Source organism: Pseudomonas sp. FP215 (assembly GCF_030687795.1).
In the GTDB taxonomy this organism is placed as follows: Bacteria; Pseudomonadota; Gammaproteobacteria; order Pseudomonadales; family Pseudomonadaceae; genus Aquipseudomonas; species Aquipseudomonas salmasensis.
On record NZ_CP117447.1, the window covers coordinates 2,205,047 to 2,220,769 of the forward strand.

General features: G+C 61.7%; 15 protein-coding genes. 2 read left to right on the plus strand and 13 right to left on the minus strand.

The window, feature by feature from the left end:
* Positions 1-178: 178 nt before the first annotated feature.
* The 7 genes from PSH76_RS10220 to ctlX all read right to left on the minus strand — a co-directional run bounded on the left by PSH76_RS10220 (position 179) and on the right by ctlX (position 6,060).
* Positions 179-676, minus strand: coding sequence for an Lrp/AsnC family transcriptional regulator (locus PSH76_RS10220; protein WP_003192319.1), 498 nt, complete (start codon positions 674-676; stop codon positions 179-181).
* A 4-nt stretch (positions 677-680) separates the two neighbouring features.
* The gene (locus PSH76_RS10225; RefSeq protein ID WP_228391100.1) at positions 681-1,511 is read right to left on the minus strand and encodes an ABC transporter ATP-binding protein; all 831 of its coding nucleotides are present in this window, start codon (positions 1,509-1,511) and stop codon (positions 681-683) included.
* A 3-nt stretch (positions 1,512-1,514) separates the two neighbouring features.
* Positions 1,515-2,228, minus strand: a complete 714-nt coding sequence (locus tag PSH76_RS10230) for an ABC transporter permease (RefSeq protein ID WP_153474908.1) — start codon at positions 2,226-2,228, stop codon at positions 1,515-1,517.
* Positions 2,225-2,926: an ABC transporter permease gene (locus PSH76_RS10235; protein ID WP_305494025.1), complete on the minus strand. Its 702-nt coding sequence runs from the start codon at positions 2,924-2,926 to the stop codon at positions 2,225-2,227. Before PSH76_RS10235 ends, PSH76_RS10230 begins: the two co-directional genes overlap by 4 nt.
* Positions 2,927-3,068: 142 nt before the next feature.
* Positions 3,069-3,848, minus strand: coding sequence for an ABC transporter substrate-binding protein (locus PSH76_RS10240; protein ID WP_305494026.1), 780 nt, complete (start codon positions 3,846-3,848; stop codon positions 3,069-3,071).
* A gap of 227 nt (positions 3,849-4,075) precedes the next feature.
* Positions 4,076-5,122, minus strand: coding sequence for an ornithine cyclodeaminase (locus PSH76_RS10245; RefSeq protein WP_098950920.1), 1,047 nt, complete (start codon positions 5,120-5,122; stop codon positions 4,076-4,078).
* 11 nt (positions 5,123-5,133) lie between these two features.
* On the minus strand, positions 5,134-6,060 hold the full coding sequence (gene ctlX, locus PSH76_RS10250) for a citrulline utilization hydrolase CtlX (protein WP_305494027.1): 927 nt from the start codon (positions 6,058-6,060) through the stop codon (positions 5,134-5,136).
* 281 nt (positions 6,061-6,341) lie between these two features.
* On the opposite strand from ctlX, the gene PSH76_RS10255 reads away from it, so the two are divergent.
* Positions 6,342-7,235, plus strand: a complete 894-nt coding sequence (locus PSH76_RS10255; protein WP_305494028.1) for a GNAT family acetyltransferase — start codon at positions 6,342-6,344, stop codon at positions 7,233-7,235.
* A gap of 136 nt (positions 7,236-7,371) precedes the next feature.
* Here the strand turns inward: PSH76_RS10255 and PSH76_RS10260 are convergent, their stop codons facing one another.
* The 5 genes from PSH76_RS10260 to PSH76_RS10280 all read right to left on the minus strand — a co-directional run bounded on the left by PSH76_RS10260 (position 7,372) and on the right by PSH76_RS10280 (position 13,541).
* A complete protein-coding gene (locus tag PSH76_RS10260; RefSeq protein WP_003192309.1) occupies positions 7,372-8,391 on the minus strand; it encodes a branched-chain amino acid aminotransferase in 1,020 nt (339 codons plus the stop codon).
* Positions 8,392-8,595: 204 nt separating this feature from the next.
* Positions 8,596-9,975 (minus strand): dihydrolipoyl dehydrogenase, encoded by a 1,380-nt coding sequence (gene lpdA / locus PSH76_RS10265; protein WP_305494029.1) that lies wholly within the window; start codon positions 9,973-9,975, stop codon positions 8,596-8,598.
* Positions 9,976-9,979: 4 nt separating this feature from the next.
* Positions 9,980-11,245: a dihydrolipoamide acetyltransferase family protein gene (locus PSH76_RS10270; RefSeq protein WP_305494030.1), complete on the minus strand. Its 1,266-nt coding sequence runs from the start codon at positions 11,243-11,245 to the stop codon at positions 9,980-9,982.
* Positions 11,246-12,304, minus strand: a complete 1,059-nt coding sequence (locus PSH76_RS10275; protein ID WP_005789444.1) for an alpha-ketoacid dehydrogenase subunit beta — start codon at positions 12,302-12,304, stop codon at positions 11,246-11,248. It abuts the gene before it with no gap.
* A 1-nt stretch (position 12,305) separates the two neighbouring features.
* Entirely contained in the window at positions 12,306-13,541 is a 1,236-nt protein-coding gene (locus tag PSH76_RS10280; RefSeq protein WP_014719015.1) for a 3-methyl-2-oxobutanoate dehydrogenase (2-methylpropanoyl-transferring) subunit alpha, read from the minus strand.
* Between the two features lie 195 nt (positions 13,542-13,736).
* Between PSH76_RS10280 and bkdR the strand changes: the two genes are divergently transcribed.
* The gene (gene bkdR / locus PSH76_RS10285; RefSeq protein WP_003174877.1) at positions 13,737-14,225 is read left to right on the plus strand and encodes a Bkd operon transcriptional regulator BkdR; all 489 of its coding nucleotides are present in this window, start codon (positions 13,737-13,739) and stop codon (positions 14,223-14,225) included.
* A gap of 615 nt (positions 14,226-14,840) precedes the next feature.
* Here bkdR and PSH76_RS10290 read toward each other — a convergent pair.
* The gene (locus PSH76_RS10290; protein ID WP_034134289.1) at positions 14,841-15,704 is read right to left on the minus strand and encodes an MBL fold metallo-hydrolase; all 864 of its coding nucleotides are present in this window, start codon (positions 15,702-15,704) and stop codon (positions 14,841-14,843) included.
* Positions 15,705-15,723: the final 19 nt, after the last annotated feature.

Here is a 15,723-nt window from a genome sequence, read left to right on the forward strand (position 1 = left end):
AACCCTAAGTGGCCGTTACCTAAATAACGGATATGTACCCGGTCCAACTGTGTTGACCGCCAGGCCGCCTTCGCGAGCAAGCCCGCTCCCACAGTTTGATTGCGGGGTGTCAGGTAGAGAAGTGTCGGCTGGGAGGCCGCCATCGCAGGCAAGCCAGCTCCCACACAAACCAACTGGATCAGGCCAGTTCGGTCGCAGTGTTCTTGACCACCGCCAACTCCGGATGCGCCACCAACTTATCAATGTGCAACTCATCATTGTTCAACCAGGTCTCGGTCAGCACCCGGTAATGCTCCATGTCGCGGCAACGCATGCGCAGGCTGTAATCGAACGGCCCGCTGATCAACTGGCATTCGAACACCTGCGGGCAGGCTTTCACGCAAGCTTCGAAGGCCTTTTGCGCCGAGCGCCCGCTTTGGTTGGACAAGGCCACCAGCACCAGCAGCGACAGCCCCGGTGAGACCATCTGCACATCGATGATCGCCCCATACCCACGGATCACCCCGCGTCGCTCCAGCTTGCGCACCCGTTCCAGACAGGGCCTGGGGGTGAGGTGCACCAGCGACGAAAGCTTTTCGTAGGTGATACGCCCCTGATGCCTGAGTACGTCGATGATCGCTTCGTCGATGCGATCCAGCGTAGGGGAAGAATGGGGTCCGTTGGCCTTGGTATCCATGAGTTCACTTCAAACGGTTGGAAAGAAATTGCTGCAAGCGTTCGCTGGTGGGATGGTCGAGGATCTCGGCGCCGCCGTGTTCCTCGACTCGGCCCTGGTGCAGGAACAGCACTTGGCTGGACACCTGGCGGGCAAAGCCCATTTCGTGGGTGACCATCAGCATGGTACGACCTTCCTCGGCCAACGTCTGTATGACTTTTAGCACTTCTCCTACAAGCTCCGGGTCCAGGGCCGAGGTGGGTTCATCAAACAGGATAATCTCCGGTTCCATCGCCAGTGCCCGCGCAATCGCCACACGCTGCTGCTGGCCGCCGGACAGGAACGCCGGGTATTGGTCCGCCACGCGGCTGGGCAGGCCGACCTTGTCCAGGTACAGCCGCGCACGTTTCTCGGCTTCGGCAGCGCTCACGTTCAGCACCCGGCGCGGGGCCATGGTGATGTTTTCCAGCACAGTCATGTGGCTCCACAGGTTGAAGTGCTGGAACACCATGGCCAGGCGCGTGCGCAGGTTTTGCAGTTGCGCCTGGTGCGGCGCGCGGGTGCCGGCGCGGCCTGGTTGCATTTCGATGCTGATGCCGTCCAGGGTAATCACCCCGGCGTCAGGCTGTTCCAGAAAGTTGATGCACCGCAGCATCGTGCTTTTGCCCGAGCCGCTGGCGCCGATCAGGCTGATCACATCGCCCTGGCGGGCATTGAGGGACACGCCCTTGAGCACTTCGTGCTCGCCGTAGCGTTTATGGATACCTTCGACTTGCAGCTTGATGGCCGCCGTGGCGGTTTTGCCGACGGGTACATCCAGCGGATAAGCGGCCAGGGCCTGCGCGGACTGATTCATGGGTTAGCCTCGGGTAGGAACAAGAAAACGCATCCAGCGACGTTCGGCCAGCCTGAACAGGCCCACCAGTGCAAAGGACAGCAGCATGTAGAGCAGGGCGGCGATGCCGAACGCCTGGAAGGTCAGGAACGTCTCGGCATTCGCATCGCGGGCGACCTTGAGGATGTCGGCGACGGTGGCGGTGAACGCCAGGGACGTGGCGTGCAGCATCAGGATCATTTCATTGCTGTAGGCCGGCAGGGCGCGACGCAAGGCGGCGGGCACGATCACAAACAGGTTCAACCGCCAGCCGTGCAAGCCATAGGCGCGTGCCGCTTCGAGCTCGCCATGGGGGATGTTGCGGATCGCCCCGGCGAAGATTTCCACGGTGTAGGCGCAGGTGTTGAGCACAAACGCCAACAGCGTGCAGTTCAGTGCATTGCGGAAAAACTGGTTAAGCAGGGCGTTGTCTTGCACCACCTCCAGGCTGTACAGCCCGGTGTAGCAAATCAGCAGTTGGATATACAGCGGCGTGCCACGGAACAGGTAGGTGTAGACCTCCACCGGCCAGCGCAGCCAGAAGTGCTCTGACACGCGTGCCAGCGCCAGGGGGATCGACAGGCCAAAGCCCAGCACCACCGAGATAATGAACAGCCACAAGGTCATGGCGACACCGGACAGGCCGCTGCCATCGCTGAACAGGTAGGCCAGGCCGTATTGCTGGAACAGTTCGATCATCGCGCCATCCCCTTGATGCCCAGGTTATAGCGCCGTTCCAGGCGCTTGAAGATGCGGTTGGAGAGTGTGGTAATCACCAGGTACACCAGGCCGGCGAGGATCAGGAAGTACAGCGGCTCGCTGGTGGACTTGCCGGCGTTCTGCGCGGCCTTGACCAGATCTGACAGGCCGATGATCGACACCAGCGCCGTGGACTTGAGCAGCACCAGCCAGTTATTGCCCAGGCCCGGCAGGGCAAAGCGCATCAGTTGCGGGAACAGCACCAGCTGAAAGCGCTGCCAGCGGCTCAGGCCGTAGGCGGTGGCGGCTTCCAGTTGGCCGGCCGGCACACTGAGGATCGCGCCCCGGAAGTTCTCGGTGAAATATGCGCCGTAGATAAAGCCCAGGGTGATCACCCCGGCGGTAAACGGGTCGATTTCAACGTAGTTCCAGCCGAACGCTTCGGTCAGGTCGTTGAGCCACAGTTGCAGGCTGTAGAAGATCAGCAGGATCAGCACCAGGTCCGGCACGCTGCGGATCAACGTGGTGTAGAGCGTGGCCGGCACACGCAGCCATTTGGCGCTGGAGAGCTTGGCACCTGCGGCGACCAGGCCCAGGGTAAGGCTCAGGGCCAGGGCGAGGAGCGCCAGCTTGAGCGTCATCCAGGCACCCTGGGCCAGCATGGGGCCGTAGCCTTGCAGGTTGAGGAGGTCGTTCATGGAAAGGAGATCTCTTTTTATGTAGGAGCGAGCTTGCTCGCGAAAAACTCAAGGGCGGCGCGTTCATGCTGGTTTAACGCGTTATCGTTGACGATTTTCGCGAGCAAGCTCGCTCCTACAGGGGGTTTTGCTAGCGCGGGTATTACTCGTTGTAGATGTCCTGATCGCCAAAGTATTTCTTCTGGATCTGGGCGTAGGTGCCATCGGCCTGGACGGCGGCGATGCCCTTGTTGATCAGCTCACGCAATGCCTGGTCGTTCTTGCGCAGGCCCATGGCGATGTCCAGGGGCAGGGTCGGGTCCTTGAAGGCCGGGCCGGTCTTGAAGTCGGCGCCTTCGGGCTTGGACAGGAAGTTGAGCTGGGCTTCGAGCTTGTCCGTGAGGGTGGCGTCGAGGCGGCCGTTTTGCAGGTCGGCGTAGTTCTGTTCCTGGGACTGGTACGCCTTGATCTGTGCACCGAGTTTGGCCAGGTGCGCGCGGGCATAGGCTTCCTGCAACGAGCCTTGCAGCACGCCAACCTGCTTGCCGTTCAGCGACTCGGGGGTATCACCGAAGGTGGCGTTTTTGCGGGCGATCACCGAGGTGGGGCTGAGGAACAGGCGGTCGGTGAAGTCGATGACTTTCTCGCGGGCCGGGGTCACGGCCATGGAGGACATGATCGCGTCGAACTTGCGCGCACGCAGGGCCGGGATCATGCCGTCGAATTCGTTGTGCACCCAGGTGCATTTCACTTCGAGCTTGGCGCAGATAGCGTTGCCCAATTCGATATCGAAGCCTTGCAGGCTGCCATCGGCGGCGACGGATTCGAAGGGCGGGTATTCGGGGAACACGCCAAACCGGATTTCTTTCCAGTCCTGGGCGTGGGCAGCAGTGGCGCACAGTGGCAACAGCAACGCAGCGAAGAGTGATCGCAGAGGAGTCATGTGTCGGTCCCTATATTTTGTAATTGATGTCAGGGGCAGTGAATAACTGGGAGCAGAGAATGCTTCATGATGGTGCGTTTTTTGTGTCGTTTCCCCCCTGCGCAAAGCGCAAATTGCGCTGTTAAAACAAGCAATGCAGCGGAATCGGCTGCGGCACCGGCAAAATCGGCTTTAAGCCCATCAAAATCTGGCCTGCCCTGGGCGCAAAGCGGCAGGCCAGAGCGGTTTCAGGCGCGCTTTTTGTGCTGTACAACCGGTTGCTGGGCCAGGCGTGCAAACAGGTCTTTCGGGTCGGCCAGGTCTGGCACCAGTTCCAGCTCACTGCCCACATCCAGCGCCTTGGCCACGTCCAGTACGTAGCGCAGGGCCGAGTAGTCTTCGATGGCAAAACCCACCGAGTCGAACAGGGTGATTTGGCGGTCATTCTCGCGGCCGGGCTGTTGGCCATTGATCACTTGCCACAGCTCGGTGACCGGCGAATCTTCGGGCATGTGCTGGATTTCGCCTTCGATGCGGCTTTGCGGTTCGTACTCGACGATCACCCGGGCGCGCTCGACGATGCGGCGGTCCAGCTCGGTCTTGCCTGGGCAGTCACCGCCCACGGCATTGAGGTGCATGCCCGGCTCGATCATCTCGTCAGTCAGGATGGTGGCGTAGGCCTTGTCCGCAGTCACAGTGGTAACAATGTCCGCGCCTTTGACCGCCTCGGCGACGCTGGCGGCCAGGATCACCTTGATCGCCGGGAACGCCTTGAGGTTGGCGGCGAGCTTGGCGGTGGCCTGGGGGTCGATGTCGAACAGGCGGATTTCAGTAATGCCGAGCATGGCGTGGAAGGCCAGGGCCTGGAATTCGCTTTGGCAGCCGTTGCCGATCAGCGCCATGCTGCGGCTGTTGGCGCGGGCCAGGTAGCGGGCGACCAGGGCCGAGGTGGCAGCGGTGCGGATCGCGGTGGTGAGGGTCATTTCCGCCAGCAGCACCGGTTTGCCGGTGTCGACGTCGCCCAAGGCACCGAACGCCATCACGGTGAGCATGCCGGCCAGGGTGTTCTTCGGGTGGCCATTGACGTACTTGAAGGCGTAAAGCGAGGCATCGGACACCGGCATCAGCTCGATCACGCCATCCGGTGAATGGTTGGCCAGGCGCGCGCATTTTTCGAAATCCTGCCAACGCAGGTAGTCGGCGCGAATGTAGTCGGCCATCTCGGTGATGCAGGTTTGCAGGCCTTTTTGCGAAACCAGGTAGCTGAGGTCGTTGACGTCGATATAACGGGTCATGGCAAGACTCCTTATTGAAATGAGGGACGGGCCGGCAGATGCACTTCGGCCAGCATGCAGCGGGCACTGCCGCCGCCGATGCGTTCGATGTTGTCGATATTCACCACCACCGGCCGCGTATGACGCTCCACGTGCTGGCGCTGCGCCGGATGCAGGGCGCCCCAGGCACTGGCGGACATCACCAGCAACGGCTGGCCGTCCCGGTCGTGGACCTCCAGCATGTTGCCGGCGAAGGCTTCCAACTGGTCGAAGTCCAGGCTGAGGATGTCCTTGCCGGTGTCACGCAGGGAGCGTTCCAGGGCCAGGCGCTCGCTGTCGTCGGGCAGGGCTTGCAGGCACACCACCGCGAGGTCGCGGCCAACGCTCATCATCACGTTGCTGTGGTAGATGGGGGCCTGGTGGCGGTCCAGGGCGTGGAACACGCAGAGTTGGTAGTCGAGGCGTTCAGCAAACTGGCGCAGCGCCGCGTGGTGGGTGCGCCCCGAATGGCAGGCGTAACTGATGCGGTGCTGGCGGTCGAGCACCATGCTGCCGGTGCCTTCCAGGAAGATGTTCTGTTGTTCCAGGTGGCTGAGGTCGATGGTGGTGTTGATCGCAAAGCGTTGCTCCAAGACTTGCAGCACGCCCTTGTTGCGCTCCAGTCGGCGGTTCTGGCCCTCCATGGGGTAGAGCACCAGGCTGCCGTCGGCATGGCTGCTCCACCAGTTGTTAGGGAAGATCGAGTCGGGCGTGTGGGGCGCCGGCGTGTCCTGCACCACCAGTACCTCCACGCCGTGCTGGCGCAGGGTGTCGACATAACCGTCGAACTCCTCCAGCGCTTTGTGCTGTGCACTGAGCGGGTCCAGCGGCGGGCGTTGGAAGCGGTTGTTGACCGCGGTATCCGGGTTGAAGGCAAAGCGCGCCGGGCGGATCATCAGGACGGTGTTGGTGGTTTGCATGGGGGCACGGGTCCGTTGGGGATCTTGTGCCGCTATTTTGTCCGTTGTGGGGAAAGGATCCCGGCTGAAACAGCGGGGTGGCTCAGCCAAGAAAGCTGAAAACGGGAGTGGCGCAGCCGAATCGGCTGCCGGCTTGAAATGCGATCAAAGGGTGGGAGCTGGCTTGCCTGCGATAGCGGTGTGTCAGCCCCATTTATCTGGCTGACACACCGCTATCGCAGGCAAGCCAGCTCCCACATTGGTATTGTGGTGTTTGTTATCGCTGTCAGCCAGGAGGAACCATGTATACCGCTGTTCGCCTTGCCCAACCTTCAGATGCCGAGGGCATTAGCCAGGTCATCCTGGCCGCCTTGCACAGCAGCAATGCGCAGGACTACCCGGCGGATGTGATTGCTCGAGTGGCACGTAACTTTACACCCGACGCCGTGCTGGAACTGCTCAAGCGCCGTGTGGTGTTAGTGGCAACTCAGGCTCAACTGATCGTCGCTACGGCCGCACTGGATGGCAATGTGGTGCGCTCGGTGTTCGTCAACCCAGCGCTGCAAGGGCAGGGCATCGGCCGGTTATTGATGATCGAGATCGAACTGCGCGCCCGTGAAGCCGGCGTGACGGTCTTGAGCGTGCCGTCCTCGCTGACGGCGCAAGCCTTCTACGCCAAGTTGGGTTTTCACAACGTGCGCGACGTGTACCACGGCAACGAGCGCACGTTGGTGATGGAAAAGGCGCTGTTGTCCCGCCACCCCATCGGGCCGTATCGCGACCGTCAACACCGTGCCCAGGTGATCGAGTTATGGCAGCAGGCGTTTGGCTATGACACGGCCCATAACCTGCCGAGCCTGGCGATTGATAAGAAACTGGCGGTCAATGACGGGTTGTTCTTTGTTGCCACCGACAACAAAGCTGTGATCGGTACCATCCTCGCCGGCTATGACGGCCATCGTGGCTGGCTGTATTCGGTGGCGGTACATGCCGACTATCGGCGCCATGGCCTGGGATCGTCGCTGGTGCGCTATGCCGAACAGGCGTTGACGGCGCTGGGTTGCATGAAGATCAACCTGCAGATCACCGGCGGCAATGACGCGGTGGTGGGGTTTTATGAGGCGCTGGGGTATGGGGTGGAGCCGAGGATCAGTATGGGTAAGAAGATTGCCGAGAATATTGCGCCACGCTCTTGAAGGCGCAGAAACCAGTGTGGGAGCTGGCTTGCCTGCGATAGCGGTGTGTCTGTAGCCAATATGCTGGCTGACAGATCGCTATCGCAGGCAAGCCAGCTCCCACAGGGTTTTGTGGTGCAGCTGGCTTTTGTGGCTATCAGACCTTGACGATCCAACCCGCTGGCGCTTCCACGTCACCGGTCTGTACACCGGTCAGCTCTTTGTAGAGCTTCTGGGTGATCGGGCCCACTTCGGTCTCGCTGTGGAACACGTGCAGCTTGCCGTTGTACTGGATGCCACCGATAGGCGAGATCACGGCAGCGGTACCGCAGGCGCCGGCTTCCTTGAATTGGTCCAGCTTGTCGATGAACACTTCGCCTTCTACCACTTCCAGGCCCAGGCGGGTCTGGGCCAGTTCGATCAGCGACAGGCGGGTGATGCCTGGCAGTACCGAAGGCGACTTCGGCGTGATGAACTGGTTGTCGTGGGTGATCCCGAAGAAGTTGGCCGAGCCGACTTCTTCGATTTTCGAATGGGTCATCGGGTCCAGGTAGATCGCGTCGGCGAAGCCGGATTTCTTCGCTTCTGAACCTGGCATCAGGCTGGCGGCGTAGTTGCCACCGACCTTGGCGGCACCGGTGCCTTGCGGCGCGGCGCGGTCGTAGCCGGAGATCTGGAAGTTGTGCGGCACCAGGCCGCCCTTGAAGTAGGCACCGACCGGGATGCAGAACACCGAGAAGATGAATTCCGGCGCGGTACGCACGCCGATGTTGTCACCGGTGCCGATCACGAACGGGCGCAGGTACAGCGCGCCGCCACTGCCGTACGGCGGGATGAAGCGCTCGTTGGCCTTGACCACTTGTTTGCACGCGTCGATGAACGCGTCGGTCGGCACTTGTGGCATCAGCAGGCGGCCACAGCTGCGCTGCATGCGGGCGGCGTTCTGGTCCGGGCGGAACAGGTTGATCGAACCGTCCTTGCAACGGTAGGCCTTCAGGCCCTCGAAGCATTGCTGGCCATAATGCAGGGCAGTGGAGCCCTCGCTGATGTGCAGCACATTGTCGTCGGTCAGGGTGCCTGCTTGCCATTCGCCGTTTTTCCAGACCTGGAGAAACCGCTTGTCGGTCTTGATGTAGTCAAAACCCAGCTTGTCCCAATTGATGCTCTCGTTACCCATGACACCCTCTATCTCTGGTCAAGTCGGATTTTTTTCTGGATGGGCGCAACAATACTGCATTCTTGGCCGGTGTGGGAGGAGGGCGGTGGACCATTCAACATCTGCATTGGCTGATCCACCGCTATCGCGGGCAAGCCCGGCTCCCACATTGGAATGCATTCCAAGTGTGGGAGCTGGCTTGCCTGCGATGGCCGCGCCGCGGTTTTAAAGGTGCAACGCGTGGCCCAACGCCCGCAGCGCGGCTTCCTGCACCGCTTCACCCAGGGTCGGGTGGGCATGGATGGTGCCGGCCACGTCTTCCAGGCGCGCGCCCATTTCCAGGCTCAGGCCGAACGCGGTCGACAGCTCGGATACACCAGCCCCCACGGCTTGCCAGCCCACAATCAGGTGATTGTCACGCCGCGCCACCACCCGCACGAACCCGGCTTTGGACTCCAGCGTCATGGCCCGGCCATTGGCGGCGAACGGGAAGCTCGACACGATGCAGTCCAGGCCGGCCGCCTTGGCCTCGTCCGGGGTCTGGCCGACCACCACCAGTTCCGGGTCGGTAAAGCACACCGCGGGTATCGCCGCCGGGTTGAATTCGCGGGTTTTGCCGCTGATCAGTTCGGCAACCATTTCGCCCAGGGCCATGGCCCGGTGCGCCAGCATCGGCTCGCCACTGAGGTCACCGATGGCGTACACGTTGCGCATGCTGGTCTGGCAGCGGCTGTCGATCTTGATCGCCGCGCCGTTCATGTCCAGGTTCAACGCTTCGAGGTTCCAGCCTTGGGTGTTGGGTTTGCGCCCCACGGCTACCAGCACCTGGTCGGTGTCCAGCGCCAGGGTGTCGCCGTTGGGCGCACGCACTTGCAGTTTGCCGTCGGTAAAACCGGTGACGCTGTGTTCCAGGTACAGCTTCACGCCGAGTTTCTTCAGGGATTCAGCCACCGGCAGGGTCAGCTCGGCGTCGTAGGCCGGCAGGATGTGCGCTTGGGCCTCGACCACACTGACCTCGGCACCGAGCTTGCGGTAGGCGATACCCAGCTCCAGGCCGATATAGCCACCGCCCACCACGATCAGGCGCTTGGGCACGCGGGTCGGTGCCAGGGCTTCGGTGGAGGAGATGATCGGCCCGCCAATCGGCAGCATCGGCAGGTTGACGCTTTTCGAGCCGGTGGCCAACAGCAGGTGTTCGCACTGGATGCGCTGCTCGCCTACCTCGACGGTCTTGCCGTCGATGACCTTGGCCCAGCCATGGATCACCTGCACTTTGTGCTTTTTCAGCAGCGCGGCGACGCCGGTGGTGAGGCGGTCGACGATGCCGTCTTTCCATTCCACGCTCTTGCGGATGTCCAGGGTCGGCACATCCACTTCAATGCCCAGCTGCGAGCCCTGGCTATGGTGCACGGTTTGCTGGAACTGCTCGGCCACATGAATCAGCGCCTTGGAGGGAATGCAGCCGATGTTCAGGCAGGTGCCGCCCAGTGCCTGGCCTTCCACCAGGATGGTCGGGATGCCCAACTGGCCTGCGCGAATCGCCGCCACATAACCGCCAGGGCCGCCGCCGATAATCAGCAGCGTGGTATGCAATGTCTGAGTCATGCCCTTACTCCAGGAACAGGCTGGCGGGTTGTTCGAGCAGGCCGCGAATGGCCTGGATGAATTGCGCCGCGTCCATGCCGTCGACCACGCGGTGATCGAAGGAGCTGGAGAGGTTCATCATCTTGCGCACCACGATCTGGCCCTTGATCACCATCGGCCGCTCAACGATGCGGTTGACGCCGACGATGGCCACTTCCGGCAGGTTCAGCACCGGCGTGCTGACGATGCCGCCCAGAGCGCCAAGGCTGGTCAGGGTGATGCTCGAACCGGACAGCTCTTCACGGCTGGCCTTGCCTGTACGTGCGGCATTGGCCAAACGTGCGATTTCTTCGGCAGTGCCCCACAGGCTGCGAGCTTCGGCGTGGCGCACCACCGGCACCATCAGGCCCACGTCGCTCTGGGTGGCGACGCCCACGTGCACGGCGCCGAGGCGCGTGATGACTTGGGCTTCGTCGTCGTAACGGGCGTTGATCTGCGGGAAGTCGCGCAAGGCCACAACCATGGCCCGCACGATAAACGGCAGCAGGGTCAGCTTGCCGCGTGTCGCACCGTGCTTCTCGTTGAGGTGCACGCGCAACTCGTCGAGGGCGGTGACGTCGATCTCTTCCACGTAGCTGAAATGCGCGGCGCGGCGGGTGGCGTCCTGCATGCGCTGGGCGATCTTGCGGCGCATGCCGATCACCGGGATCTGGTGTTCGTCAGTACGCTCGGCATACGGGTTGGCGGCGCTGGCGCCCGTTGCCGGGCCCTGGCGCAAGTAAGCCTCCAGGTCTTCGTGCAGAATCCGCCCCGCAGGCCCTGTGCCCTGGACCAGGCGCAGTTGAATCCCGGCATCCAACGCGTGTTTGCGCACGGCAGGCGAGGCCAATGGGCGTTCGCTGGCTTCGCGGGCCACGGGGGCTTGCGGTGCTTTCACTACAGGAGCGGGCTTGCTTTCTACCGGCGCTTGTATCGGTTTGGCTCCGGCCACGGGAGGCGCGGCTTTCGCAGGTTCGGCAACCACCGGCACATCCTTGGTATTGCCTGCGCCTTCCACTTCAATGCTGATCAAAATACTGCCCACTGCCATGACCTCACCCGGCTCACCGCCCAGAGAAATCACCTTGCCATGGACCGGCGACGGAATATCCACCATCGCCTTGTCGGTCATTACGTCCGCCAGCACCTGGTCTTCAACCACCAGGTCGCCGACCTTTACATGCCATACCGACAATTCAACTTCCGCGATGCCTTCGCCAATGTCCGGCATCTTGATAACGTGCGTGCCCATTCAGACCTCCATGACCCGTTTCAACGCCGCGCCCACTCGGGACGGCCCTGGGAAATACGCCCACTCCTGCGCGTGCGGGTAGGGGGTGTCCCAACCGGTGACGCGTTCGATCGGCGCTTCCAGGTGGTGGAAGCAATGCTCTTGCACCAGCGACACCAACTCGGCACCAAAGCCGCAGGTGCGCGTGGCTTCATGCACCACCACGCAACGGCCGGTCTTTTTCACCGACTTGACGATGGTCTCCAGGTCCAGCGGCCACAGGCTGCGCAGGTCGATGACCTCGGCGTCGATGCCGGTTTCTTCGGCGGCAACTTGCGACACATACACGGTGGTGCCATAGGTCAACACGGTCACAGCCGAGCCTGGGCGCACGATGGCGGCCACGTCCAGGGGCACGGTGTAGTAGCCGTCCGGCACCTGGGCTTGGGGGTGTTTGGACCACGGCGTTACCGGGCGGTCGTGGTGGCCATCGAACGGGCCGTTATACAGGCGCTTGGGTTCGAGGAAGATCACCGGGTCATCGTTTTCGATGGAGGCAATCAGCAGGCCCTTGGCGTCATAGGGGTTGGACGGCATCACCGTGCGCAGGCCGCAGACCTGGGTGAACACCGCTTCGATACTCTGGCTGTGGGTCTGGCCGCCATAGATGCCGCCGCCGCAGGGCATGCGCATGGTCAGTGGTGCGGTGAATTGGCCGGCCGAGCGATAACGCAGGCGCGCCGCCTCGGAAATGATCTGGTCGGTGGCGGGGTAGACGTAGTCGGCGAACTGGATTTCGGCCACCGGGCGCAAACCATAGGCGCCCATGCCCACGGCCACACCGACGATGCCGCTTTCCGAGATGGGCGCGTCAAACACCCGCGAGCTGCCGTACTTGGTCTGCAAGCCTTCGGTGCAACGGAACACGCCGCCGAAGTAGCCGACGTCCTGGCCGAACACCACCACGTTGTCGTCACGTTCAAGCATCACATCCATGGCCGAGCGCAGGGCCTGGATCATGGTCATGGTGGTGGTGGTCATGGCGGTTTCCAGTTCGATACTGTTGTTGTGGTCGTTCATGTCACACCCCCAGCTCTTGACGCTGGCGCTTCAAGTGCTCCGGCATCTCTTTATAGACATCCTCGAACATGGTCGCGGCGCTTGGAATCTGGCCACCGGCCAGGGTGCCGTACTGTTCGGCTTCCTTCTGCGCCTTGACCACTTCGGCTTCAAGCTCGGCACTGACCGCCGCGTGTTCCTCTTCGGACCACTGGCCAATCTTGATCAGGTGCTGCTTGAGGCGGGCAATCGGGTCGCCCAGGGGGAAGTGGCTCCAGTCGTCGGCGGGACGGTATTTGGACGGGTCATCGGAGGTGGAGTGTGGGCCGGCGCGGTAGGTGACCCACTCGATCAGGGTGGGTCCCAGGTTGCGGCGCGCACGCTCGGCAGCCCAGGCCGAGGCGGCGTACACGGCGATAAAGTCGTTGCCGTCCACGCGCAGGGAAGCGATGCCGCACCCCACGCCGCGTCCGGCGAAGGTGGTGGCTTCACCGCCAGCGATGGCCTGGAAGGTGGAAATTGCCCACTGGTTGTTGACCACATTGAGGATCACCGGCGCGCGGTACACGTGGGCGAAGGTGAGGGCGGTGTGGAAGTCCGATTCCGCGGTGGCGCCGTCACCGATCCAGGCCGAGGCGATCTTGGTATCGCCCTTGATGGCGGAGGCCATGCCCCAGCCCACGCCCTGGACGAATTGGGTGGCAAGGTTGCCGGAAATGGTGAAGAAACCCGCCTCCTTGACCGAATACATGATTGGCAACTGGCGGCCTTTGAGCGGGTCACGCTCGTTGGACAGCAGTTGGCAGATCAGGTCTACCAGCGGCACCTCGCGGGCCATCAGGATGCTTTGCTGGCGATAGGTGGGGAAGCACATGTCGTCGATATTCAAGGCCAGGGCCTGGGCGCTGCCGATGGCTTCTTCGCCAAGGCTTTGCATGTAGAACGACATTTTTTTCTGACGCTGGGCGACCACCATGCGGTTGTCGAAGATGCGCGTCTTGAGCATGGCGCGCATGCCGCGGCGCATGATCTCGGTGGAGACACCCTCGGCCCACGGGCCCAGGGCCTGGCCTTGGTCGTCGAGCACGCGGATCAGGCCCTTGGCCAGGTCGGCGGTGTCGGCCGGTTCTACGTCGATGGCGGGTTTGCGTACCAGGCCGGCGTCGGTCAAACGCAGGTAGGTGAAGTCGGTCTTGCAGCCTGGGCGGCCCGAGGGTTCGGGAACGTGCAGGCGCAGCGGTGCATACGGCTGGGTCATGGCTTTCTACGCTCTATCTTGTGAATTTCTTGTAGTGGGCGCGCTAGCTGACAGTCAGTCTTCGGGTAGAAGAAATCTTGTCCTACAACAATCATAGGCGTGGCGTAGAAGAATATTTATCTGTGTTTCATTGCGTCGCCGGCCATTTGCGGATAAAAAAACTGCATAAACATAATAAACAGGTGATTTTGTCTCATGCGCAAACTGGACCGTACCGATATCGGCATTCTCAACGCCTTGCAGGAGAATGCGCGGATCACCAATGCCGACCTGGCCCGCTCGGTCAACCTGTCGCCCACGCCGTGTTTCAACCGGGTCAAGGCGATGGAAGAACTGGGGCTGATTCGTGAGCAGGTCACGCTGCTGGATGCTGATTTGCTGGGACTGCACGTGAATGTGTTTATCCATGTAAGCCTGGAGAAACAGAACGAGCTGGCGCTGCAGCAATTTGAAGGGGCGATTTCGGACCGGCCGGAGGTGATGGAGTGTTACCTGATGGCGGGTGATCCGGACTATTTGATCCGCGTGTTGGTGCCTACGATTCAGTCGCTGGAGCGTTTCATGATGGATTTTTTGACCAAGGTGCCGGGGGTGGCGAACATTCGCTCCAGCTTTGCCTTGAAGCAGGTGCGCTACAAAACCGCATTGCCATTGCCAGCCAACGGCATCAGTCTGGGTTCCTGATTCAATACGGGGCAAAATGTGGGGCTTGTCTGCGTGCCAGCCGACGTCAATCTACCTGACACTCCACGATCCAACTGTGGGAGCTGGCTTGCCTGCGATGACGGCCTGCCAGCCGACACCTATGTACCTGACACCCCACAATCCAACTGTGGGAGCTGGCTTGCCTGCGATGGCGGCCTGCCAGCTGACACCTATCTACCTGACACCCCCGCAATCCAACTGTGGGAGCGGGCTTGCTCGCGAAGGCGGCCTAACAGTCAACACAGTTGGATTGTTTACATATCCATTGCTGCGGTAACGGCCACCTAGGGTTCCGCCCTGACGGCGGCTCACTTTTGAAAAGCGCAAAAGTAAGCAAAACGCTCATGCCCCACCACTCGGCACCTCGCTTGGGCTCGGTGTGCCCGCAATCCGCCAGTGATTTGGGGGGCCGCCGCCACGCGCCATCCATGGCGCGGGGCGGCTAAACCGGCATCCCTGCCGGTTTACCCCCCAAATCCCTGTCGAATTCCGGCCAGCGTGGTTTGACGGGGCGCCTAAGATCAAGATCAAAAGCAGAGCAAGAGCAACTCGCTTCGCATCGTGGTTACCGTTGATCGCTACAACGCTGTGCTTCTAGAGTTGGTTGAGGGGGATTTTCAGGTAGGTCACGCCGTTCTCTTCTGCCGGCGGCATATTTCCCGCTCGCACATTCACCTGTATCGCCGGCAGCAACAACGTTGGCATGCCCAATCCAGCATCGCGTTGGGTGCGCATCTCTACAAACGCCGCTTCATCCACGCCGTCATGCACATGGATATTGCCCGCCCGTTGTTCCGCCACGGTGGTCTGGCACTTCGCCTCTCGACCTTCGGGTGGGTAGTCATGACATACGTACAGCTTGGTGTCTGAAGGGAACGCCAGCAGCTTGCGCATCGACGCGTACAACTGCCGTGCGTCACCACCAGGGAAATCGCAACGGGCGGTGCCGACGTCTGGCATGAACAGGGTGTCGCCCACCAGGATCAAGCGGCCGTCGATCAGATAGGCCATGTCGGCGGGGGTGTGTCCAGGTACGTGCAGTGCCTGGGCCTTCAAGTTGCCGATGTGAAAGATTTCATCCGGCGCAAACAGGTGATCGAACTGCGAGCCGTCCACGCGAAATTCCGGCTCCAGGTTGAACAGGTTCTTGAACACCCCCTGTACCTTGCTGATGGATTCGCCGATCGCGATCTTGCCGCCCAAGGTGCGACGCAGGTAGGGCGCGGCGGACAGGTGGTCAGCATGGGCGTGGGTTTCCAGCAGCCACTGCACGTGCAGGCCATGCTCTCGCACAAAGGCAATCACCTTGTCGGCTTGCGCCGTGTCGGTGCGGCCGGACGCCGGGTCGTAATTGAGCACCGAGTCGACAATGGCGCAAGGGCCGCCATCGGCTTCATAGACGATGTAGGTGTAGGTCGACGATGCGTCATCCAGAAAGGCTTGAATCAACGCTGGCATGGCGGCCGCCTCTGTTAGG

Coding starts and splice junctions, on each gene's coding strand:
- PSH76_RS10260 (WP_003192309.1), bottom strand. CDS start 8,391: ATGGGTAACGAGAGCATCAATTGGGACAAGCTGGGTTTTGACTACATC.
- PSH76_RS10270 (WP_305494030.1), bottom strand. CDS start 11,245: ATGGGCACGCACGTTATCAAGATGCCGGACATTGGCGAAGGCATCGCG.
- PSH76_RS10240 (WP_305494026.1), bottom strand. CDS start 3,848: ATGACTCCTCTGCGATCACTCTTCGCTGCGTTGCTGTTGCCACTGTGC.
- PSH76_RS10230 (WP_153474908.1), bottom strand. CDS start 2,228: ATGATCGAACTGTTCCAGCAATACGGCCTGGCCTACCTGTTCAGCGAT.
- bkdR (WP_003174877.1), top strand. CDS start 13,737: ATGCGCAAACTGGACCGTACCGATATCGGCATTCTCAACGCCTTGCAG.
- PSH76_RS10255 (WP_305494028.1), top strand. CDS start 6,342: ATGTATACCGCTGTTCGCCTTGCCCAACCTTCAGATGCCGAGGGCATT.
- PSH76_RS10225 (WP_228391100.1), bottom strand. CDS start 1,511: ATGAATCAGTCCGCGCAGGCCCTGGCCGCTTATCCGCTGGATGTACCC.
- PSH76_RS10275 (WP_005789444.1), bottom strand. CDS start 12,304: ATGAACGACCACAACAACAGTATCGAACTGGAAACCGCCATGACCACC.
- PSH76_RS10290 (WP_034134289.1), bottom strand. CDS start 15,704: ATGCCAGCGTTGATTCAAGCCTTTCTGGATGACGCATCGTCGACCTAC.
- PSH76_RS10220 (WP_003192319.1), bottom strand. CDS start 676: ATGGATACCAAGGCCAACGGACCCCATTCTTCCCCTACGCTGGATCGC.
- ctlX (WP_305494027.1), bottom strand. CDS start 6,060: ATGCAAACCACCAACACCGTCCTGATGATCCGCCCGGCGCGCTTTGCC.
- PSH76_RS10235 (WP_305494025.1), bottom strand. CDS start 2,926: ATGAACGACCTCCTCAACCTGCAAGGCTACGGCCCCATGCTGGCCCAG.
- lpdA (WP_305494029.1), bottom strand. CDS start 9,975: ATGACTCAGACATTGCATACCACGCTGCTGATTATCGGCGGCGGCCCT.
- PSH76_RS10245 (WP_098950920.1), bottom strand. CDS start 5,122: ATGACCCGTTATATCGACGTCAACGACCTCAGCTACCTGGTTTCGCAA.
- PSH76_RS10280 (WP_014719015.1), bottom strand. CDS start 13,541: ATGACCCAGCCGTATGCACCGCTGCGCCTGCACGTTCCCGAACCCTCG.